The sequence below is a fragment of the Caballeronia grimmiae genome, assembly GCF_000698555.1.
GTDB lineage: Bacteria > Pseudomonadota > Gammaproteobacteria > Burkholderiales > Burkholderiaceae > Caballeronia > Caballeronia grimmiae.
The window spans coordinates 116,541-137,497 of record NZ_JFHE01000010.1 but is presented as its reverse complement, the minus strand read 5'-3'; the positions used below and the strand labels follow the sequence as shown (position 1 = coordinate 137,497).

Sequence of the window (20,957 nt, the reverse complement as noted above, 5' to 3'; positions counted from 1 at the left end):
GGGGCGTCGCCGCTTGCACAAAGAGCGCGGGAAAGAGCGCGGGAAATCGTCATGAAGCACACTTTTGAGCAGTTGCGCCTGGACTCGGTCTCGCGCAGCTTCACCAACGCGGAAGGGCATCAGCTCGCCGCGCTGAAGGGCCTCGATCTCAACATCCAGCGGGGCGAATTCATCGCGCTGCTGGGACCATCGGGTTGCGGCAAGTCCACCGCGCTGAACTGCATCGCCGGCTTGCAGCCGTTGACGGGCGGGGGCATCTGGCTGGATGACACGCGCATCGACATCCTGCCGCCCGAGAAACGCGGATTCGGCATGGTGTTTCAGAACTACGCGCTGTTTCCGCATATGTCGGTGCTGGATAACGTCGGCTTCGGCTTGAAGATGCGCGGCGTGCCGAAGGCCGAGGCGGTCAAGCGCGCGAAGGCCGCGCTGCAGCTCGTGCAACTGATCGGCCACGACGCCAAGCTGCCCGGTCAGCTGTCGGGCGGCCAGCAGCAGCGCGTGGCGATCGCCCGCGCGATCGTCATCGAACCGCCGCTGGTGTTGATGGACGAGCCGCTGTCCAACCTCGATACGAAGCTGCGCATCGAAATGCGCGCCGAGATCCGGCGCATCCACGGCAAGCTCGAACGCGCGACCATCTACGTGACGCACGATCAGGACGAGGCGCTGTCGATGGCCGACCGCATCGTCGTGATGAGAGAGGGCGTCGTGCAGCAAGTGGCGTCGCCGAAGGAAGTCTATTCGCGGCCGAAGAACCTGCACGTCGCGCGCTTCATGGGCTTTCGCAATGTCGTGCCGTTCACGCTCGAAGGCTCGCAAGGCGAGTCCGTCGCGGTGAGTGCGAACGGCGTGCGCCTGCTCGGTACGCCGATGGAAGGCTTCGACAGCAAGCAGGTCAGCGTCGCGCTGCGTCCGGATGACATGGAACGCGCGTCGCCCGGCGATCAGAACGCATTCGACGCGCACGTCGAAACGGTCGAATACGGCGGGCGCGATTCGCTCATCATCGTGAACACGGCGTTCGGCAAGCTGTGGGCGCGCATCGCGGGCGAATGCAGCGAAGGCGAGCGCATCGCGTTGCGCGTCGCGCCGTCGAAGGCGCTCGTGTATGGAGAAGAAAAATGATCGCGCTTCCCGCGCAGCCGCGCGATCCGAAGGGCTGGCTGGTGACGCCGGCGCTGGTCTTCATCGTCGCGCTGTTCATCTATCCGTTCGCGTATGGACTCATGCTGTCGTTCAATCCGATGAACGGCGGCGGCGTCCTGGCCAACTACGTCACGTTCTTCACCGATACGTCGATGTGGCCGACCATCATCGTCACGCTGAAGCTCGCCGTGCCCGCGACGATCATCAACGTGGGCGTCTCGGTGCCGGTGGCCTTCGCGCTCAGGCGCTCGTCGCCGTATCAGAAGTTCGCGACGACGCTGCTCGTGATTCCGGTCACGCTCGGCACCGTGCTGATCGCCGACGGCATGCTCACGTACTTCAGCCCGAACGGCTGGTTTCCGCAGGCGGTTCAGGCGCTGCATCTCTACGGCGACGAAGTGCGGCTCACGCATAACTACTGGGGCGTGCTGATCTCGCTGATCGTGTCGGGCTTTCCGTTCGCGTTTCTGCTGACGCTGTCGTACGTGACGGGCATCGACCCGACGCTCGCGCGCGCAGCGGCCACGCTCGGCGCAAGCCCGTGGCAACAGTTTCGCCAGATCTATCTGCCGCTCCTGCTGCCGGGCCTCACAATGACCGCCTGCCTTTCGTTCGTGCAGGCGTTCTCGGTGTTTCCGTCGGCGGTGCTGCTCGGCGCGCCGGCCGGCCCGACGCGCGTCATTTCGATCGCCGCATCGGAAGCCGCGTTCGAGAGTTACGACTACTCGCTGGCATCGACGATTGCGATCGTCATGGGCTTCGTGCAACTGCTCGTCGTGGCGGGCATGCTCGGCGCACGGCGCTTCTTCTACACCGGTCCGGTGACGGGAGGCAAGGGATAATGGCTACCGACAATCGTGCGGCTTCCGCCTGGCAAGCCCCGGCTCCGACTCAACGATCCGGCAAGAACATGAAACAGCATGCGAGCCTGCGCGACAGGCTGTGGAAGTTCTTCGTCTGGACGACGATGGGCTTCTTTCTCGTCAACGTGCTGCTGCTGATCGCGACTGTCGCGGTCAACTCGGTCGCGACGCGGTGGTTCGGCACGCTCTTGCCGCAAGGCTTCACGCTGCACTGGTATGCGCAGGCGTGGAGCGACTTCCAGTTGTCGAGCGTGCTCCTCGTGACGCTGGAAGTAGTGGGCGCGGTGGTGCTGCTGTCCATCGTGCTCGGCGTGCCGGCCGCGTATGCGCTCGCGCGGGTGCAGTTTCCCGGCAAGCGCCTCGCCATGCTGATCTTTCTGCTGCCCCTGATGGTGCCGCCCGTGACTTACGGCATCCCGATGGCGACGGTCATGTACAAGTTCCATCTGGCCGGCACGCTGACTGGCGTGATCCTCGCGAATCTCGTGCCGGCGCTGCCGTTCGTGATTCTCGTGATGACGCCGTTCATCGAGCAGATCGATCCGAATCTCGAATCCGCTGCGCGCATCTTCGGCGCGAACACGGCCCGTTATTTCCGCTATGTGCTGTTGCCGCTGCTCGTCCCTGGCATGCTGGCGGCGGGATTGCTGGTGCTGGTGCGGACCATCGGCATGTTCGAGCTGACGTTCTTTACCGCCGGGCCGACGACCCAGACGCTCGTCGTCGCGCTGTACTACGCGGTCTTTTCGACGGGCGTGCGCGCGCCGCAATCCATCGACGCCATGGCGATGATCTATATGGCCATCACGCTGATCTGGGTGCTGATCGCGTTGCAGTTCGTGAGCCCGACGCAACTCGTCTCGCGCGTGAAGGAGCAGCGATAGTGACGCGCGCGGTCATCGACCTGAAGGCCGAGCCGCTTCTGCGGATCGCGAAAGGCGCGCATAGCGTGTACGTCGCGCCAGCGGCGGGCGGGCGCATCACGCGTTTCACGACCGATGACGCGCACGGCACGCACGACTGGCTCGTGCCGATCACGGCGTCGGCGTGGCCGTGCGACGCGTGGCCAAAAGGCGGCAGCTATCCGCTGGTGCCGTTTTCGAATCGCGTGCGCGACGCGCAGTTTCCCGCGCCCGATGGCGCGCGTATCGAACTGGCCACGTTTCCCGGCATGGCGCACGCGCTGCACGGCTTCGGCCAGTACGCCGCGTGGAGCGTCGAGCGTCATGATGCGGATTGCATCGCGATGCGCTATGTGCATCGCGAGGGCGAGCATGGCTGGCCCTGGGCCTTCGAAGCGATGCAGACCATCGAAGCCACCGCCGATGGCGCGCGCCTGTCGATGCGCGTCCTCAATCGTTCCCCGCACCCGATGCCCGCGGGCTTCGGTTTTCATCCGTATTTCGCAGCGCAGGAAGCCGAACTGGACGCCACGACGCTCTGGCGTCACGAAGCGGAAATCGCGGTCGGTGTGTCGGACGAAGCGCCGCCGCACCATCACGCGAGAGAGGACGACGGTTACACGCGTTATCTCAGCGGCTGGAACGGCCGCGCGACGCTGCGTTACGCCGATGGCCGCACGCTCGCGCTCGTCGCCGATGGCCCGCTCGATCACGTCGTCGTGCATTGTCCGGCGGGCGCGGGGTATTTGTGTGTCGAGCCGGTTTCGCACGTGAGCGACGGTTTCAACCTCCATGCGCAGGGCATGGCGGGGACGGGTGTGGTCGCGGTGCCGCCAGGTAGTGAAGTATCGGCGTCGCTCGTGATGGCAACCGGCGCAGGCCCGCGCGCGAACCGCGCCGCCGGCGCCGCCTGACGCGCGCTTCGACGCAGCGCCTTGTGTTGGTCGAGTGCATCGCGTTCACCGGGAAACGGCGGTGGAAAAGAACGCATCGACCATATCGACGATGCGCCATGTCGAACACGGCCGGCGGCAATGCGCGTCGAAGCCGGCGTCTTTCAGCGATTCGATGGAATCGGCGGGCCATACGTTGCTCATCGCGACGAGCAGACGCCCGGTGACATCCGCGTCCATGCGCAGCGTGCGGATGAAGACATAGCCGGATTCGCTGTCGAGACTCGTATCGAGCGCGAGCGCCTGCGGGCGCCAGTTGTGCACGAGCGAGCGCACCGAGCCGAGGTCCTGCGAATGAATGACCTGCAGGCCTTTGTCCCGCAGTTGCAGCGCGAGCGAATCGCAGATGGACTTGTCCCTGTGCGCAATCAGCACGCGGCGCGCCGAAGCGCCGGCGGGTGCGCGCTTGATGCGCCACAACGCGAATTCGCTTTCGTGATCGGCTGATCGGGGCGACATGGCATCCTCCTCTTCGTCATGCGCCCAGTGTCGGCGTTGCGCGCCGCGCGCCCAACCCGGCACGGGCGGGGAGTCGCGGAGTTTTTAGGAGACCCGCGAAGGTATCCCTGCGAAAGGAGGGATGGGAAGCCGTTCGAGCCGCGCGTAACATCGGAAGCGTTCTCGGGGACTCGCAATGGAAAACGGTTATTTCAAAACAGTATTGCTGGTAGAGGACGAAGGGCTCACCAGGAGCGCGATGAAAAGCCTGATCCTGGCGAATGAGCCTCTACTCGATATCGACGAGGCGGACGGCTTCGAGCAGGCGAAAGCCAAGCTCGCGACGAACTCGTACGACCTGATGTTCCTCGACTACAACCTGCGCGGCGAGGCCACGGGCATCGACCTGCTCAACTGGATACGCGAGGAAGAGCGCGAGGTTCAGACCATCATGCTGTCCGCGCAGGACGACCGCGATACCGTCCTCGAATGCATCCGCCAGGGCGCGTGCGGTTTTATCTCAAAGGGCAGCGAGCAGGGCGCAAGCGTATTCCGCGAGGCGCTCAAGACCATTCTGAACGGACGCGTCTACTTGCCCAACACCGTGCTCGGCAAAGGCGGCCATAGTCCGAAGCCCGTTTCGACGCATTCCGCCGTGACGGTCGAATCGCTCGACCTGCCGCCGCGTCTCACCGAAACGTTGCGCTATCTGCTGCAAGGGCTGTCGAACAAGGCCATCGCGCGCAAGATGAACATCAGCGAAAACACCGCTAAGGAATATTCAAGCGACTTGCTCGCGCGTTTTCATGTGACGCGACGAACGTTTCTGATCGTCGAAATGGCGCGGCGCGGAATTGAAATGCCGATGGGCAACACGTCGTCGGCTTCATAGTTTCAGACGGCGTCTCCCCGATTCTCAAAAATCCGAGCATTACACGCCGGGATGGTAAGGTAACGCTAGGACTATTTCTAAGACGGGATGAGTGCAGGTGAATAGCAGGTCGATGGTCAACAGAATGAAAGGCGCCGGCAAGGCCTTCGCGTGTGTAGCGGCAATTTCAACGGCGTTCGCACTCGGCGCGTGTGCGCCGCTCCCCGAGCAGCAGGCCAGCGCCGACGCGGCCGCCGCCGCTTCCGCCGCATCGGCGGCACGGGCCGCGAGCGCCGCCGCAGCGGCATCGAAAGCCGCCGCGCCCGCGCCGGGGCCGACGGAACAGCGCATCGTCGTCGGCGGGGCGAGCGGGTATCGCATGACGGTCAAGGTGACGCCGCCCGCTCAGGTCTGCGACAACGCGGCTTTTGCCGATGGCGTCCGCTATGGCTACGCGCTGACCTGGAACCGGCTCGTCGGCGAGGAAATGCGCAACAGCGGCGGCAAGCCGCCCAAGCGCAAGCTCGTCAAGTTCGACGCCTCCGCCGTCCACTCTCAAGACGACGACTACAAAATCCAGTGGAACGGCAAGGAGCGCACGAACGCGTGTGCTTCCGACGGCTATCTGATCGGGCGCATCGTCGGCACGCATCTGGCGGGCGAAGACCTGCGCAACGGCAAGTCCTCGTAAGCGCGACGCTTCAGTCGCACAGGTGAGTGGCCGTCACGTACCGGCTCGCCGCGATTTCGCCGTAGATCGTATAGCCGGTGCCTCGCGCGGCGGGTTGCGCGACGACGAGCACCATCGACGCGCCGCCCGCGCCTTTCACCGACACGGCCTGGCTATCCGTGCCGAGCGCGTATTCACGCACCGGGCCGCCGAGCGGCGTCCATCTGTCCTTCACGCAGCGCACGAAATCGAAGGTCGCCTGAGTCGACGTGCCCGAGCCGATCGGCACGGTCTTGAGCAGGGCGTCGTCCGTGGTCGCGCATCCGGCGAGACCAAGCGTGAAACAAGCCATCAACGCATTTGCGACAGTTTTTCTCATTTATCCGATCCCTCAGTGAGCGGTATCCGCTTAGTCTTTGCGCCGATGGTTCGCGACGCGGCTTTTTCGATGAGCAGCCATCGCTCCCGGCAGCGACGGTTTCGTCGATAGCAGTCAAGTCGGGTCAACCGTAGCCGTTATACAGACGTTTCTCAGTTCACAACGTTTCGCATGGCGCGAGCGCAACGGTCGAAAGCCCAAGCCTCGCCCACTGTGCATCACACGCGGCCCCACTACAACGATTCGCGCGGCAGCCGGCGGTTTCATCGTCAGGCTGCGGCGCCAGCAAGATCACATAACGCATGTCTCGCAGAAAGTTGTTCGCCCGGCTTCGCGCCCACTCCACGCCCGGAGATTCCCAAGGCGCCTTTCCCGATTTGCAGCGCTTCGCGGCGCCCGCGCTGACGGTCGTCGTGTGCGCGCTGCTGCTCGTCGTGTTCCAGCATCTGTCGCATTCGGTCGATTACAAGTCCGTCGTCCGTTCCCTGCGCCTGCTCACGCCGCAAGCGTGGGGCGGGGCGCTGTTCGCGACGGCGCTCAGTTTCGCCGCGCTTGTCGGGCGCGACGCGATCGGCTTGCGTCATATCGGCGTGACCGTGCCGCGCTCGCTGCTGTGGGTCGGCGCGACGGTCGGTTCCGCGCTCGGCAACGTCACCGGCTTCGGCGCGCTGACGGGCGGTGCGGTGCGCTGCCGCGTGTACGGCGCCGCGGACGTCACTGCGGCGCAAGTGGGCCGCCTGTCGATTTTCACGGGCGTGACGCTCGCGCTGTCGCTGGCGTTCATGACGGCCGTCGGCATGGTCGCTTCGGCGGGCACGCTCGCCGGCATGATGCACCTTTCCCCGGCGATACTGCGCGCGATCGGCGCGGCGCTTCTCGCCGTATTCGTCGCGATGCTCGTCTTCTGCGGACGCGAGCAGCGCACGCTGCGTTCGCGCTGGAAGTGGCTCGCGTTCAACGTGCCGACGCGCCGCGATTTCATCGCCCAGACGGCGCTCGCCATCGTCGATGTCTTCGGCGCGGGCCTCGCGCTCTGGGCGATGCTGCCCGGCGCGCACGTCGGCCTCGCCGAGTTCATGACGGTGTTCTCGGCGGCGATGCTGCTCGGCATGATCGGCCACACGCCGGGCGGCGTCGGCGTATTCGAGGCGGCGATGGTCTTCGCGCTGGGCCGCGAGGTCGCGACGCCCGACGTGCTCGCCGCGCTGCTCGCGTATCGCGCGATCTACTTCGGCCTGCCGCTGATTCTCTCCGCCGGCGTGATGGCCGCGTTCGAGGGCCGCGCGCTCAAGGGCCGCTTCGCGTTTCTGCGCCCGCATCGCGTGTCGCAGCTTGCGCCGCTGTTCCTGGCGATCGTCACGTTCGCAGCCGGCTCGATGCTCGTCATCTCCGGCGCGACGCCCGCCTTCAAGATGCGTATCGCGTTGCTCCAGACCGTCGTGCCGCTGTGGGTGCTGGAAGGCTCGCAATTGCTCGGCAGCGTGCTCGGCGTGCTGCTGTTGTTCGTCGCGCGTGGCCTGATGCGCCGGCTGGACGCCGCGTGGTGGCTCGCGTTGATTCTCGCGGTGGCGAACTTCGCGCTGTCGCTCGCGAAAGGCCTGGCGTTCATCGAAGCGGGCGTGCTCGCGTTCCTGATCGTGCTGCTCGTCGCGACGCGCGAGCGGTTCAATCGCCGGGCCTCGCTTTTTGCGGAGCGCTTCACGCTGACGTGGCTGTTCTCGGTCGGCATGGTGATGGCGGTGGCCGTGTGGATCATGTTCTTCGCGTTCCGCGACGTCCCCTACGACACCGACCTCTGGTGGCAATTCGCCTTCGACGAGCGCGCCCCGCGGGCGTTGCGCGCGACGCTGGCCGCCGGCGTGTTCGCCTCGGCGTTCGCGGTGTGGCAACTGCTGCGTCCGGCGGCGGGCCGCTTCGTGAAGCCCGCGCCGCAGGATCTCGCCAACGCCGCGCGCATTTTCCGCGCACAGGAGCGTAGCGACGCCGGCCTCGCGATGATGGGCGACAAGAGTTTCCTGTTCTCCGAATCGCGCGAAGCCTTCCTGATGTACGCGAAACATGGCCGCACGTGGGCCGCATTGCACGATCCGGTCGGCCCGCGCAGCGAGTGGGCGGGGCTGATTCGCGAGTTCGTCGCGCTGGCGCACAAGCACAACGGCCGCGCCGCGTTTTATCAGGTGCGCGCCGATGCCCTGCCGCTCTATCTGGACGCCGGTCTCACGCTGATGAAACTGGGCGAGGAAGCGCACGTCGCGCTGGCGGATTTCGATCTGAAGGGCTCGCACCGCGCCCATCTGCGCTACGCGCTCAAGCGCGGCGAACGCGATGGTTTCGACACCGAACTGATCGGCCCGGACCGTATCGCCGAATGCATGCCGATGCTGCGCGAGATTTCCGACGACTGGCTCGACAGCCGCTCCGCGCGTGAGAAAAGCTTCTCGGTCGCCGCGTTCAATGAAGACTATCTGGCGGCGCAATCGGTGCTGCTCGTGCGTCAGGCGGGCGCGCCGGTCGCGTTCGTCACCTTCATGACGACGGACCTCAACACCGAAGCGACCGTCGGCGTGATGCGCCATGTCGCGAATGCGTCGTCGTATGCGATGGAGTATCTCTTCACGAAGCTCGCGCTGCATCTGAAGGAAGCGGGATTCCGCTCGCTGTCGCTCGGTATCGCGCCGCTTTCGGGGATGGAGCCGACGCCGCTTGCCTCGCACTGGCACCGGCTCGCCGGACTGGTGTGGCGCTTCGGCGGGCGTTTCTACAACTTCCGCGGTTTGCGCGGCTTCAAGAGCAAGTTCCAGCCGCACTGGGAGCCGCGCTATCTGGCGGCGTCCGGTTCGGTCGGCGTATTTTTCACTTTGGCGGACCTTTCGCTGCTGGCGGGAGGCTGGCGTTCATGATTCACTTTGGCAAGAAACTGGCGGCGCTCGCCGTTCTGGGCGTATCGATCCTCGGCGCGGCCCACGCCTCCACCATTTCCGGCGGCCGCTACGGGCAGGTGACGCTGACCAAGCCCGCAGGCGAAATGACGGGCTTCGTCGTCCTGTTCTCCGATAAGTCCGGCTGGAGCCCCGCCGATGCCCAGGCCGCCGATGCGCTTGCGGCGAAAGGCGCGATGGTCGTCGGCGTCGATACGCCGCGTTATGCCGCGCGCCTCGCGACGGAAAAGAAGGAGACATGCCACAACCTCGTCGGCGATGCGGAAGACATGAGCCATCAGCTCGAACGCACCGTGCAGACAAGCCGCTATTTCTCGCCGATTTTCGCGGGCTCCGGGCAAGGCGCGATGGTCAGCGAGCAGGCTTTGACGCAGGCTCCTGACAACACGGTGGCGGGCGCGGTGTCGCTGGCGGCGGATGCACAACTCGACGCGCGCTTCAAGCCGTGTCCGCCCGACCCGACGATCATCCACATGAAGGGCTTGCCCGGTTTCCTGGAGCGCGCCGCGTTGCAGCCGGGCCGCTCCCGGGCCGATGCGATCGTCGCGATGACGGCGCCGCATCTGAAGAAGGCGGAAGCGCCCGTCGATAACGATGTCTCGGATCTGCCACTCATCGAACTGCGCGCCGCGAAGCCGACCGACCTGCTCGCCATCGTCATTTCCGGCGACGGCGGCTGGCGCGATCTCGACAAGACGATGGCGCTCGCGCTGCAACGCGATGGCGTATCGGTGATCGGTATCGATTCGCTGCGCTACTTCTGGAGCGAGAAGTCGCCGGAGCGCACGGCAACGGACATCGCGCGAGTGATTCGCACTTACAACGCGCGCTGGCATACGAACCACGTTGCGCTCGTCGGCTACTCGTTCGGCGCGGACGTGATGCCGTTCGCGTACAACCGCTTGCCGGATGCGGTACGCGCGCAAGTGTCCTATGTCTCGCTGATGGGTTTCGCGCCCGAGGCGGATTTTCAGATTCGCGTGACGGGCTGGCTCGGCATGAAGGCGAGCGAGAAGGCGCTGAAGGTCAAGCCCGAACTGACGAAGCTGCCGCCCGCGATGGTTCAGTGCATCTACGGCGAAAAGGAAGACGACACGCTGTGCCCGACGCTTACCAAGACGGGCATCGAAGTCGTGAAGCTGCCGGGCGATCACCACTTCGGCGGCGATTACGATGCGCTCGCGCGGCGCATTCTGACCGGCTGGCGCAAGCAGATCGCGGCGCGGGCGGGAGCCTGAGTCCGCCCGACGTCAAGCCAGGCTTTGCTTCGTGCTGGCAGCGCCGCCCGATGGTCTCATCGAGCGGCTTGCACTCGGTTCAAATGCTCACTTGAGCGCGCCGAGATAGTCGCGCTTGCCGATCGGCGCGCCGAGATGGCGCAGGATGTCGTGCGTCGTGACGACGTGAAAATAGAAATTCGGCAGCCCGAAGCCGAGCAAATAATCGACGCCTGAAAACGACGGCGAAAAGTCCGGAAACTTGAGCGTGACCGTGCGCGATTCGCTATCGGCGAGCGCGGCCCGATCGATGCTCTTCAGATACGCAATCGTCTTCGCGATGCGCTCCTGCAGCTTTGCAAAGCTGTCCTCGTCGTCCTCGAAGCGCGGCGCTTCGACGCCCGACAGGCGTTGCGCGGAAAGCTTCGCCGTATCGCTGGCGCGCTGGATTTGCGCGGCCAGCGGCAACATGTCGGGCGCGAGGCGTGCGCCGATCACATCGGCGTGGGCGAGGCCTTTCTCATCGGCGAAGGCTGCGCCTTTCTCCAGCAGGGACGAGCACACTTCCAGCCCGCGAATAAAAACCGGAATCGACGCGCGATACATCGAGAGGGACATGTTCTTGCGCTCCTTGATTGTGCGGACCTTCGCGGTCCTCTTGTCGAAAGGACGACAAGGATAGCGCCGTGCGCTATCGGGCGCTCGAATGACCGCGGCTACCCCTGCAAGCCCGGCGCATGCCGCGCTTCCCACGCACGCAATTGCTGCTCGTAGCGGTCGAGCGCGTCCTGATAGAGATCGAAGACGCACGGATGGCAGCCGCTGTGGCAGCACTCGTCCGGCGATGGGCGTTCGGGCGGCGTCGGGCGCGGGTCGCCGGGTGTTTGCTCGGATGAGGTCATCGAAACTCTTTATTCTCGTGCGCGGACTCAGTCTCCCATTGTGCAACCCGCCGATGCTTTGCCGCTGACGCTGCAAGCGACGCCGCGACGCGCCATGAGCCGGAGCTAACTTTTGGCGGTGCCCGCGCGCCGCACGGTGCGATACTGGCCGACATTCCGCCCGGGCTTCCGCCCAATCGAGTGATCGGAGGACCGTGACCGATGAATCAGACCGTCAGTCGTGCGATGCTCGGCGCGCTCGCCATCGCGATGCTCGCCGGCTGCGCCGCGTCGCAACAGGCGTCGCAGAGTGCCGACGCGGCGCCGTATCGCGCGGAGATTCGCCGCACGCAGTCGGGCATCCCGCATATCCGCGCCGCCGACTGGGGCAGCCTCGGCTACGGTTACGGCTACGCGCAGGCGCAGGACAATCTGTGTTCGCTCGCCGATGGTTTCGTGACCTGGCGCGGCGAGCGATCCGAGCATTTCGGTGCGGACGCGCGTCCTCCGAATCCGTCGATCTTCGGCCAGCCGCGCAATCTGGACTCTGACTTCTTCTCCCGCCTCGTCGATGACCAGGCCGCCGTCGACCGCTATCGCGCCGCGCAATCGCCGGATTTACGCAGTCTTATCGACGGCTTCGCTGCTGGTTACGACCGTTATCTCGCCGATCTCGACGCCGGCAACTTTCCCGGCGCTCATGCGGCCTGCCGTGGCGAGCCGTGGGTCGGCCAGATCGAGCCGGACGATATCTACCGGCGGCTGATCGCGGCGAATCTGGCGGGCGGATCGGCAAGATTCGTTGAGGCAATCGCGGCGGCGCATCCACCGAAGGCGGGAGCCGTGTCGGGCGGGCCGGATGCCGTGCGTGGTGCACCGGGCGTCGGCAGCGCGCTCGATGCGAGTGTCGATCAGCCGCCCGAGCTAGTTCCGTCTGCGCAGCGCGTCGCAGGCAACGCGCTCGCGTCGAACGTCCGCGCGAGCGATCTCCGTTATCCCGTAGGCGAATTGCCCGGCATCGGCAGCAATGCGCTCGCCTTCGGCGCGCCGATCACGCGCGACAAGCGCAGCATCCTGTTCGGCAATCCGCACTGGTTCTGGCGCGGTCCGGATCGTTTCTATCAGGCGCAACTGACGATTCCCGGCCGGCTCGACGCAGCGGGCGTGTCGTTTCTCGGCGTGCCACTGATCGTGCTCGGCTTCAACGAAAACATCGCGTGGACGCATACGGTGTCGACCGCGCGCCGCTTCGGCCTCTTCGAACTGACGCTCGATCCCGCCGATCCCACGCGCTACCGCTTCGATGGCGCGACCGAACCGATGACGCCCGTCCCGCTCTCCGTGCGCGTACGCCGCGCCGACGGCTCGATCGAACCGGTGGCGCGCACGCTGTATCGGACGCGCTTCGGCCCGGTCGTCGATCTGTCGACGCTCAACGCCGCGCTCGGCTGGAACGCGCAGCGCGCCTACGCACTCGCCGACCCGAACGCGGACAACGTGCGCAGCTTCGAGAATTTTTTCGCGTGGAACCAGGCGCGGTCGCTCGACGATTTCATCGGCATCCAGAAGCGCTATGCGGCGATTCCGTGGGCCAACACGTTCGCGATCGGCCGTGGCGATCCGCGCGCGTGGTTCGCGGACATCGGCGTGATGCCCGGCGTATCCGACGCGCTCGCCGATGCCTGCACGCCGCCCGCCGGCCGTGCGCTCGCGAGCCGCATGCCCGGCGTGCCGTTCCTCGACGGCTCGAAAAGCGCGTGCGCGTGGACGCAGCGGGGAACGCTGCCCGTCGATCAGATGCCGAGCACGGCGCGCGGCGATTACGTCGGCAACTTCAACGACAGTTACTGGCTCACGAACGCGAACGCGCCGCTTTCGGGCTATCCGCGCATCGCGGGGGCGACGCGCTACGAGCAGTCGCTGCGCACGCGCTACGGGCATCTGCTTGCCGCGCGGCTGCAGCGGGAAAGCGCCGGGGTCACGCGCGAGGCGGTGGAATCGGCGGTGCTGGAGGCGAAATCGATGTCGGAGGCGCTTTATCGGCAGCCGCTGCTCGACGCCGTCTGCACGCCGGGCGACGCGGCCAGCGCGCTCAACGACGCCTGCGACGTGCTGCGCAACTGGAACGGCACAGCGGATATCGATGCGCGCGGCGCGAATCTCTGGGACGAACTGTGGCAGCGTCTGATGCGCATCCCGCCCGAGCGTCTTTTCGCGACGCGCTTCGATCCATCGCGTCCGCTGACGACGCCGAGCGGCCTGAACACCAGCAATCCCGCCGTCGTGCAGGAGATCCGGCAGGCGCTGGGCGGAGCCGCGCTGTCGCTGCGGTTGAACGGCTTCGCGCTCGATTCGCGCCGTGGCGATCTGCTCTATACGACGCGCGACGGCGCACGCGTCCCGCTGTTCGGCGGTTGCGACGAAGCGGGCTATTTCGCGGTCGTGTGCGCGGGGCGTCCGCTGGACGCGAAGGGGTATCCGATGGACGCGAACGGCGAGGGCGACAGCTACCTGCAAGTCGTGACCTTCACCGGAAACGGGCCGCAAGGCGTCGAAGCGGACACGCTGCTCGCGCCCGCCGAATCGGACGATCCTGCCTCGCCGCATTTCGGCGACGCCACGCGCCTTTTCTCGGCGAAACAATGGCGGCGGTTTCCGTTCGCGGATGAGGCGATCAATGCGGAGTCGTCCGCCGCGCCGTTCGTCGTCACGGGTCCGCGCTAGAAAACGGGCCATTGTTCATACGGCAGAACATCACGCGAATCGTAAAGATTCCCGTCTATCATGGTGGTTTGTCCGCGTGGAACCACCGTCATGAACTCTGGCGACAGCACACAACACGAAGAAGCGGTACGGCTCGATCCGGCCGCATTGCAGCAGTTCGTTAATCAGAAGTGGGACGACGAGATCGTTCCCGCGCTGACCGACTACATCGCGGTGCCCGCGAAAAGCCCGATGTTCGACGTCGACTGGGCGCGCCACGGTTTTATCGAACGCGTGGTGACGGACGCCGCCGACTGGGCCAAGAGGCAGCCCGTGAAGGGCCTGAAGGTTGAGATCGTCCGGCTCACCGGCCGCACGCCGGTCATCTTCTTCGAAGCACCCGCGACACGCTCGGGCAGCACCGAGACTGTCGTCCTCTATGGACACCTCGACAAGCAGCCTGAATTCGAAGGCTGGCGCAGCGATCTCGGCCCGTGGACACCCAAGCTCGAGGACGGCAAGCTCTACGGCCGTGGCGGCGCCGACGATGGCTACGCGACTTACGCGAGCATCACCGCACTCGCCGCGCTGGATGCGCAGGGCGTGGAGCGGCCGCGTTGCGTCGGCATCATCGAGACGTGTGAGGAATCGGGCAGTTACGACTTGCTGCCGTACATCGACGCGCTGCGCGACAGGCTCGGCGACGTCGGCCTCGTCATCTGTCTCGATTCCGGCGCGGGCAATTACGATCAACTATGGCTCACCACGTCGCTGCGCGGCCTCGTCGCCGGCGACCTCGAAGTGCAGGTGCTCGAAGAAGGGCTGCATTCGGGCGGCTACGGCGGCATCGCGCCGTCGACATTCCGCATCATGCGGCAATTGTTCGAGCGGCTCGAGGATGCCGCGACCGGGAATCTGCTGCCGAAGAATTTCCACTGCGCGATTCCCGGCCAGCGCATGAGAGAGGCCGAAGCGACCGCGCACATCCTCGGCGACGATGTCTGGAAGAAGTTGCCCTGGAGCTGCGGTCAGGACGGCGGCAGCGTGCTGCCGACCACGACCGATCCGAAAGAAGCGCTGCTCAACTCGACGTGGCGTCCGTCGCTGACGGTGACGGGCGCGGCCGGCCTGCCGCCGCTCGCGGACGCCGGCAACGTGCTCGCGCCGCGCACGGCTTTCAAGCTGTCGCTGCGGCTGCCGCCGCTCGTCGAAGCGACCGAAGCGGTTGCGCAATTGAAGTCGCTGCTCGAACTCGATCCGCCGTACAACGCGAAGGTCACGTTCAAGCCCGAAGCCGGCGCGGCGACCGGCTGGAGCGCGCCGGAGCTTGCGCCGTGGCTGGCGTCGTCGCTGAACGATGCGTCGCGTCGTCATTTCGGCGCGGATGTCGCGTATATCGGGCAGGGCGGCACGATTCCGCTGATGAACACGCTCAAAGAGGGTTTCCCGCGCTCGCAGTTCATGGTGTGCGGCGTGCTCGGGCCGAAGTCCAACGCGCACGGGCCGAACGAATTCCTGCACGTGCCCTACGCCAGGAAGCTGACGGCGGCCGTGGCCGAAGTGATCGCCGCAGCGCCCTGAGCGGTTCCCGGCAATTCCGGAACAGCAACGCCCGCCACGAGCGGGCGTTTTTTCGCCGTTTTCAGTGTTTTCTGAAAAACAAACTGGTCAGGCCAGTTGAACGTCTGTAAAGTAACAGGCACGCGCGCTTCTTCAGAAAGCGCCGCACCAGTCATCGATCAAAGGAGACGAGAGTCGCAATGAACGAAACCAGCAAACCCGAACAACGCATTGCCGCCGATACGCTGCACGCCTACGTCCGCGCCATCTGGGAACGCGCCGGAAGCGCGCCGCGCGAAGCGGAACTGGTCGCCGATCACCTCGTGATGTCGAACCTGTCGGGCCACGATTCGCACGGCGTCGGGATGATTCCGCGCTATGTGTCGTCGCTCGGAGACGGCCAGTTGCAACTGAACACGCACGCGGAAATCGTCCGCGACGCCGGCGCGGTGCTGACCGTCGACGGCCGCAAGGGCTTCGGGCAAGTCGTCGCCTACGAGGCGATGGAGCACGGCATCGAGCGCGCGAAGAAGTTCGGCGTGTGCGCGGTCGGCCTGCGCAACGCGCATCACATCGGGCGCATCGGACACTGGGCCGAGCAGTGCGCGAACGCAGGGCTCGTGTCGTTCCACTTCGTGAACGTGGCGGGCGATCCGCTCGTCGCGCCGTTCGGCGGGATCGACCGGCGCTTCGGCACGAACCCGTTCTGCGCGGCGTATCCGCGCGACGGCAAGAGCCCGCTCGTGCTCGATTTCGCGACAGCGGGCATCGCCTACGGCAAGACGCGCGTGGCGTACAACAAGGGCGTCCAGGTCGCGCCGGGCATGCTGCTCGACCACGAAGGCCGGCCGACGGTCGAACCGAAGGTCATGCACGAGCAGCCGTTCGGTTCGCTGACGGCGTTCGGTCTGCACAAGGGTTCCGGCCTCGCCGCGCTGTGCGAGATCTTCGGCGGGGCGCTCTCGGGCGGTTACACGACGCACGAAAGCACGCTCGAAAAGACCAGCGCGATCATGAACTGCATGACCTCGGTGATTCTCGATCCGAACGCCTTCGACGCTCCCGCCGCTCAGGCCGAAGCCGAAGCGTTCCTCGAATGGATGAAGGCGTCGCCGCGCGCCGAGGGCATCGACGCGATCTACGCGCCCGGCGAGCCGGAAGAGGCGCGCCGCGCGGAACGCCGTGCGAATGGCGTGCCGATCGATCCGACCACGTGGAAGCAGATTCGTGAATCGGCGCAGAAGTCGGGCATGGCCGAAGCGGACATCGAAAAGTTCGCGAGCGCGCTGAAGTAAGCGGCTCAGATGTGAAACGCGGCTAAATTGGTCAAGCCAATTTAGCCGCGTTTTCGTTGGTCGCCGATCAGCGCACCATTTCCTTCTCGATCCACTCGACCACCGACTTACGCTCCGGCGCCCAGCCCAGCAGCGTCCGCGCGCGCTCGCCCCGCACCCGGCTATTCGACCCGAGTCCGTAGGACGCCATCTCGTAGCCCCATTCCTCGATCGCCTGTTCCAGCGGCCAGTCTTCCGGTCCCCGCAGGTCGAGCGTCTTCGCCATTGCGACGGTCATGTCGCGGAACTGCGCTTCCCCGCTTTCGATGAAATAGAACGTGCCCGCCGGCGTCTTGTCGAGCGCGCGGCGATAGGCGTCGACCACATCGTCGATATGCACGTTCGACCAGATGTTCAGTCCGCGTCCCACATGCCGCACGACGCCGCTCTTTTTCGCCTGCCGCTCCAGACGCGGCAACTGCACGCTGGCGGTATCGGGAATCGCGCCGTGGCCGTAAATCAGCGTGTTGCAGAGCACGGCCGAGCGCACGCCGCGCTTCGCGGCATCCAGCACCAGATTGTCGATGGCGACGCGCGGCGCCTTGTCGGCAGTCGGCTCCGGCAGCGTGGTTTCGGTGTAGACCGAATCCGATGCCTCGCCGCCCGACGCATCACCGACGATGCTCGATCCGCTCGTATGCAGAAACGGCTTGTTCGAGCCTTCGAGCGCGCCGATCAGCGCTTCAACCGCGCCGCGATGATCGCTGCTCGCCGCGTTGATGACGGCATCGGCCGCGCGGGCTTCCGTGGCGAGCAGGGCGGCGTCGTCGAGGCTGCCGACGACCGGCTCGATGCCCGCTTGCTTCAGCGCCGCGCCTTGCTCGGCGCGGCGAATGAGGCCCCGCACCTGATGGCCGTCGCGCACCAGCCCCGCCGCAATCGATCCGCCGATGAAACCGCCTGCGCCCGTAACGAAAACCTTCATGTGCTTGCTCCTGAGAATTGAATCGGTACGGACAGTATCGGCGGCTTCGACTTTCGCAAAAAGAGTGGTAGTCTCAAATCAACCTTGACTACAAATCAACAATCACGCGTATCACCATGAAAACGAATACCGACGAACTGCTCGTATTCGTCACCGTGATCGACAGCGGTTCGATGACGGCTGCAGCCGAAACCCTGCAGCAGACGGTTTCCGGTGTCAGCCGCACGCTCACGCGGCTCGAAAAGAAGCTCGATGCGACGCTTGTTCGCCGCACCACGCGCCGCCTGCAACTGACGGAGGAGGGCGAACTGTTTCTCGCCCGCGCGCGCGCCATTCTCGCCGCGATGGACGACGCGGAAGAGGCCATCTCGCGACGGCGCGAGCGTCCAGCCGGGCGGCTGCGCGTGGACGCGGCGTCGCCGTTCATGCTTCATTGCGTGGTGCCGCACGTGAAGGCGTTCGCAGCGCTGTATCCGGAGATTTCGCTCGAGCTGACGAGCAACGAACGTATCGTGGATTTGCTGGAGCAGCGCGTGGATATCGCGATAAGAATCGGCGCGCTGCAGGATTCCACGCTGCACGCGCGCACGCTCGGCAGCAGCCGGCTGCGCGTGCTTGCGAGCCCGGCTTATCTCGCGGAGCACGGCGAGCCGCGCGATGTCGAAGAGTTGATGCGCGCCCGGCTCATCGGTTTTACCGCGCCCGAAAGCCTCAACGACTGGCCGCTGCGTGATGGCCGCGCCGCGTTCGTGACGATCAAGCCGGCCGTGTCCGCGTCGAGCGGCGAAACCATCCGGCAACTCGCGATCGACGGCGGCGGCATCGCGTGTCTCGCCGATTTCATGACCGCCGCCGATGTCGAAACCGGCCGCCTTCGCACGATTCTCGACGACGCACTCGAAGACGTTCGGCAGCCGATCAGCGCGGTGTACTACCAGAGCGAATCGCTGGCGGCCCGCGCTCGTGCGTTCCTCGATTTCCTCGCGAGCAGACTCGCGCTCTGACCCATCGACTTTCAACTAATCAACGACGATGCCACCGATAGAAACCATCAACGCTCCCGGCCTGCCGATTCCCGCAGGCCACTACAGCCACGCGACGCGCGCCGGCAATCTGGTCTGCGTCTCCGGCCAGTTGCCGATGCGCCCGGACGGCACGCATACCGGCGACCGCCCATTCGAAGAGCAGGCCGAGCAGACCTTGCTCAATCTCCGAACCGTGCTCGAAGCGGCGGGCGGCGGCCTGACGGACTGCATCGAAGTGACGGTTTATCTCGTCGGCGTCGAGCACTGGAAGGCGTTCAACGAGATTTACGCGCAGCACTTCGGCGCGTGGAAGCCGGCGCGCGCCGTCGTGCCCGTCGGCGCGCTGCACTACGGCTATCTGCTGGAGATATCGGCGCGTGCGTGGATCGAGCGCGTCTAGGCCAGATCCAGCGAGGCGGTGAGGTCGCCAAGCGGCGCTTCGCCGTTCGCCGCGAACGCCCGGTCCCGCGCCACGACGCCATCGAGCGGCGCTAGATCGTGCACGCGCGAGATGAAGCGCAGGATCGAATTCGTGTCGTAGACCGTATGATCGACGTAACCCTTCCTGGCGAACGGCGACACGACGAGCGCCGGAATGCGCGAACCCGGTCCCCAGCGATCGCCCTTTGGCGGCGCGACGTGATCCCACCAGCCGCCGTTTTCGTCGACGGATACGATCACGACCGTGTTCTCCCACTGCGGCCCGCGCCGGATGTGCTCGATCACGTTCGAGATATGCCGGTCGCCCGATGCGACGTCCGCATAGCCCGCGTGCATGTTCAGGTTGCCTTGCGGCTTGTAGAACGTGACGGACGGCAGGCGGCCCGCGTCGATGTCCGCGAGGAGCTTGTTCGTCGAAGGATCGTCGCCGAGACCCGCGTCACGCAGATACCGCTCGCGCGCTGACGTGCCCGGCGCGAAGTTGCGGAAGTAATTGAACGGCTGATGGTGATACTGGAAGTCGGGCACAGCGCCGGTGTCGCGATGCTCGAGCGCGTATTGCCACGCGCCGCTGTACCACGCCCAGTCGACGCCCTTCTCGGACAGGCGGTCGCCAATGGTCGCGTACGTCTGCGGCGGCAGCACGAATGCGTTCGCGGTATCCGCGAAACGCGGGTCGCTGTCGGGCGCGGGCTTGACGTTGCTCGGCTGATACGGCGGCGCCATCGTGTTGACCGCGTAACCGTCGGCGGTGAGCGAACTGTCGCGCACGAACTTAGGCGGACCCTCGAGCGCGGACTTCGGTGAATCGGGCGCGAGCTTCAGGCGCGAGCCAGTGGGATCGTCGCCCTCGACCGCCGAGATCAGCTTCGCCGCCGGGCTGTTGTGCGCGTCGGGATAATACGGCGCCTGCGCCGAAATCAGGAAGATGTGATTGAGCCAGGAACCGCCGAACGCCGACATGAAGAAGTTGTCGCAGAGCGTGTATTGCTGCGCGAGGCTCCAGAGCTTGAAAGTGTCCGGCGAGTTCCGGTAATGGCCCATCACGAGGCCGCCCGAGTCGCCCCATGCCGCAAACTGGTTGTTGCGCCCGGCGTTGATCTGCATCTGGTTCTGATAGAAGCGATGCACGAGATCGCGTGTGATGACGCCGGTCGGCAACGGATCGCCTTGTGCATCGGCGAGGCGGAACGGGCCGTTGCGCAAACCGGCTATCTGCTTCTCCGCGATGGCGTAACGCTTGCCGTCGAACTCCTGCGCTTGCGGCACGAGTCCGCCCCAGATTGCGGGCAGCGTGGGCAACGGCGTGACGCCATCACGGTCGAGCTGCGTGTATTGCGAGGCCGGCACCGCCGACAGCGGATATTGCACGCCCGGGAAGTCGCCGTACAGATTCGTGAAGCTGCGGTTCTCCGCGTAGATCACGACGATCTGCCGCACCTTGGCGGCGAGCGTGCGGTCGAGCGAAAGATCGGCTGCGGTCTTGGGCGTCGACGGCTTGTGCTCGAAGAGATTGCATCCGCCGAGAGACAGGCCGGCAAGCCCGACGCCTGCCGCGATCAGCCGCCGCCGCGCCGGATCGGCGGGCGCGTCGTGGTCAGCCGGAAGGTCCTGATGCGGATGCTCGTTCTCTTTCATTGCCTGACTCCTCGTGAACGTTCAGGCTGCCGCCGGTTTGCCTCGCAACGTCGACGGCAGAAGACGGCG

At 65.6% G+C, this 20,957-nt stretch carries 19 protein-coding genes; 13 read left to right on the top strand and 6 right to left on the bottom strand.

Features of this window, described 5'->3' with window-relative positions; translation table 11 throughout:
* Positions 1–51: 51 nt before the first annotated feature.
* Genes BG57_RS13540 through BG57_RS13525 form a run of 4 tightly spaced genes read left to right on the top strand, consistent with a single transcriptional unit; the run spans position 52 to position 3,828 of the window.
* Positions 52–1,128, top strand: a complete 1,077-nt coding sequence (locus BG57_RS13540; protein ID WP_035963834.1) for an ABC transporter ATP-binding protein — start codon at positions 52–54, stop codon at positions 1,126–1,128.
* Positions 1,125–1,991 carry an ABC transporter permease gene (locus BG57_RS13535; RefSeq protein ID WP_035963832.1) on the top strand — a complete coding sequence of 289 codons (867 nt, stop codon included), beginning with the start codon at positions 1,125–1,127 and terminating at the stop codon, positions 1,989–1,991. Before BG57_RS13540 ends, BG57_RS13535 begins: the two co-directional genes overlap by 4 nt.
* On the top strand, positions 1,991–2,896 hold the full coding sequence (locus tag BG57_RS13530) for an ABC transporter permease (protein WP_035963830.1): 906 nt from the start codon (positions 1,991–1,993) through the stop codon (positions 2,894–2,896). Before BG57_RS13535 ends, BG57_RS13530 begins: the two co-directional genes overlap by 1 nt.
* A complete protein-coding gene (locus tag BG57_RS13525) occupies positions 2,896–3,828 on the top strand; it encodes an aldose epimerase family protein (protein ID WP_229753868.1) in 933 nt (310 codons plus the stop codon). The genes BG57_RS13530 and BG57_RS13525 overlap by 1 nt, the downstream gene beginning before the upstream one ends.
* 45 nt (positions 3,829–3,873) lie before the next feature.
* Here the strand turns inward: BG57_RS13525 and BG57_RS13520 are convergent, their stop codons facing one another.
* A complete protein-coding gene (locus tag BG57_RS13520; RefSeq protein ID WP_035964033.1) occupies positions 3,874–4,326 on the bottom strand; it encodes a response regulator in 453 nt (150 codons plus the stop codon).
* 175 nt (positions 4,327–4,501) lie between these two features.
* Between BG57_RS13520 and BG57_RS13515 the strand changes: the two genes are divergently transcribed.
* Both BG57_RS13515 and BG57_RS13510 read left to right on the top strand, forming a co-directional pair.
* Positions 4,502–5,197, top strand: a complete 696-nt coding sequence (locus BG57_RS13515; RefSeq protein WP_035963828.1) for a response regulator — start codon at positions 4,502–4,504, stop codon at positions 5,195–5,197.
* A gap of 112 nt (positions 5,198–5,309) precedes the next feature.
* The gene (locus BG57_RS13510) at positions 5,310–5,867 is read left to right on the top strand and encodes a hypothetical protein (protein WP_052005798.1); all 558 of its coding nucleotides are present in this window, start codon (positions 5,310–5,312) and stop codon (positions 5,865–5,867) included.
* 10 nt (positions 5,868–5,877) lie between these two features.
* On the opposite strand, the gene BG57_RS13505 is transcribed toward BG57_RS13510, so the two are convergent.
* Entirely contained in the window at positions 5,878–6,225 is a 348-nt protein-coding gene (locus BG57_RS13505) for a hypothetical protein (RefSeq protein ID WP_035963824.1), read from the bottom strand.
* Positions 6,226–6,527: 302 nt separating this feature from the next.
* On the opposite strand from BG57_RS13505, the gene mprF reads away from it, so the two are divergent.
* Together mprF and BG57_RS13495 are read left to right on the top strand one after the other, a co-directional pair.
* On the top strand, positions 6,528–9,125 hold the full coding sequence (gene mprF / locus BG57_RS13500; RefSeq protein WP_035963823.1) for a bifunctional lysylphosphatidylglycerol flippase/synthetase MprF: 2,598 nt from the start codon (positions 6,528–6,530) through the stop codon (positions 9,123–9,125).
* The gene (locus BG57_RS13495; RefSeq protein WP_035963822.1) at positions 9,122–10,402 is read left to right on the top strand and encodes a virulence factor family protein; all 1,281 of its coding nucleotides are present in this window, start codon (positions 9,122–9,124) and stop codon (positions 10,400–10,402) included. The genes mprF and BG57_RS13495 overlap by 4 nt, the downstream gene beginning before the upstream one ends.
* Positions 10,403–10,489: 87 nt before the next feature.
* Here BG57_RS13495 and BG57_RS13490 read toward each other — a convergent pair whose 3' ends face one another.
* Together BG57_RS13490 and BG57_RS13485 are read right to left on the bottom strand one after the other, a co-directional pair.
* Positions 10,490–10,999, bottom strand: a complete 510-nt coding sequence (locus BG57_RS13490) for a DUF1993 domain-containing protein (protein WP_035963821.1) — start codon at positions 10,997–10,999, stop codon at positions 10,490–10,492.
* A gap of 98 nt (positions 11,000–11,097) precedes the next feature.
* Entirely contained in the window at positions 11,098–11,283 is a 186-nt protein-coding gene (locus BG57_RS13485; protein WP_035963814.1) for an oxidoreductase-like domain-containing protein, read from the bottom strand.
* Positions 11,284–11,484: 201 nt separating this feature from the next.
* Here BG57_RS13485 and BG57_RS13480 point away from each other — a divergent pair, with 201 nt between their 5' ends.
* The 3 genes from BG57_RS13480 to BG57_RS13470 all read left to right on the top strand — a co-directional run bounded on the left by BG57_RS13480 (position 11,485) and on the right by BG57_RS13470 (position 16,820).
* On the top strand, positions 11,485–13,986 hold the full coding sequence (locus BG57_RS13480) for a penicillin acylase family protein (protein ID WP_035963812.1): 2,502 nt from the start codon (positions 11,485–11,487) through the stop codon (positions 13,984–13,986).
* 90 nt (positions 13,987–14,076) lie between these two features.
* Positions 14,077–15,546, top strand: coding sequence for a M20 family metallopeptidase (locus BG57_RS13475; protein WP_035963810.1), 1,470 nt, complete (start codon positions 14,077–14,079; stop codon positions 15,544–15,546).
* A 179-nt stretch (positions 15,547–15,725) separates the two neighbouring features.
* Positions 15,726–16,820: a malate/lactate/ureidoglycolate dehydrogenase gene (locus BG57_RS13470; RefSeq protein WP_035963808.1), complete on the top strand. Its 1,095-nt coding sequence runs from the start codon at positions 15,726–15,728 to the stop codon at positions 16,818–16,820.
* Between the two features lie 67 nt (positions 16,821–16,887).
* Here BG57_RS13470 and BG57_RS13465 read toward each other — a convergent pair whose 3' ends face one another.
* Entirely contained in the window at positions 16,888–17,784 is an 897-nt protein-coding gene (locus BG57_RS13465) for an NAD-dependent epimerase/dehydratase family protein (RefSeq protein ID WP_035963807.1), read from the bottom strand.
* A 116-nt stretch (positions 17,785–17,900) separates the two neighbouring features.
* Here BG57_RS13465 and BG57_RS13460 point away from each other — a divergent pair, with 116 nt between their 5' ends.
* Together BG57_RS13460 and BG57_RS13455 are read left to right on the top strand one after the other, a co-directional pair.
* Positions 17,901–18,788 (top strand): LysR family transcriptional regulator, encoded by an 888-nt coding sequence (locus BG57_RS13460; protein WP_035963805.1) that lies wholly within the window; start codon positions 17,901–17,903, stop codon positions 18,786–18,788.
* Positions 18,789–18,816: 28 nt separating this feature from the next.
* On the top strand, positions 18,817–19,209 hold the full coding sequence (locus BG57_RS13455) for a RidA family protein (RefSeq protein ID WP_035963804.1): 393 nt from the start codon (positions 18,817–18,819) through the stop codon (positions 19,207–19,209).
* On the opposite strand, the gene BG57_RS13450 is transcribed toward BG57_RS13455, so the two are convergent.
* Positions 19,206–20,888: an acid phosphatase gene (locus BG57_RS13450; RefSeq protein WP_035963801.1), complete on the bottom strand. Its 1,683-nt coding sequence runs from the start codon at positions 20,886–20,888 to the stop codon at positions 19,206–19,208. The two genes, BG57_RS13455 and BG57_RS13450, sit on opposite strands and share 4 nt — an antisense overlap.
* Positions 20,889–20,957: the final 69 nt, after the last annotated feature.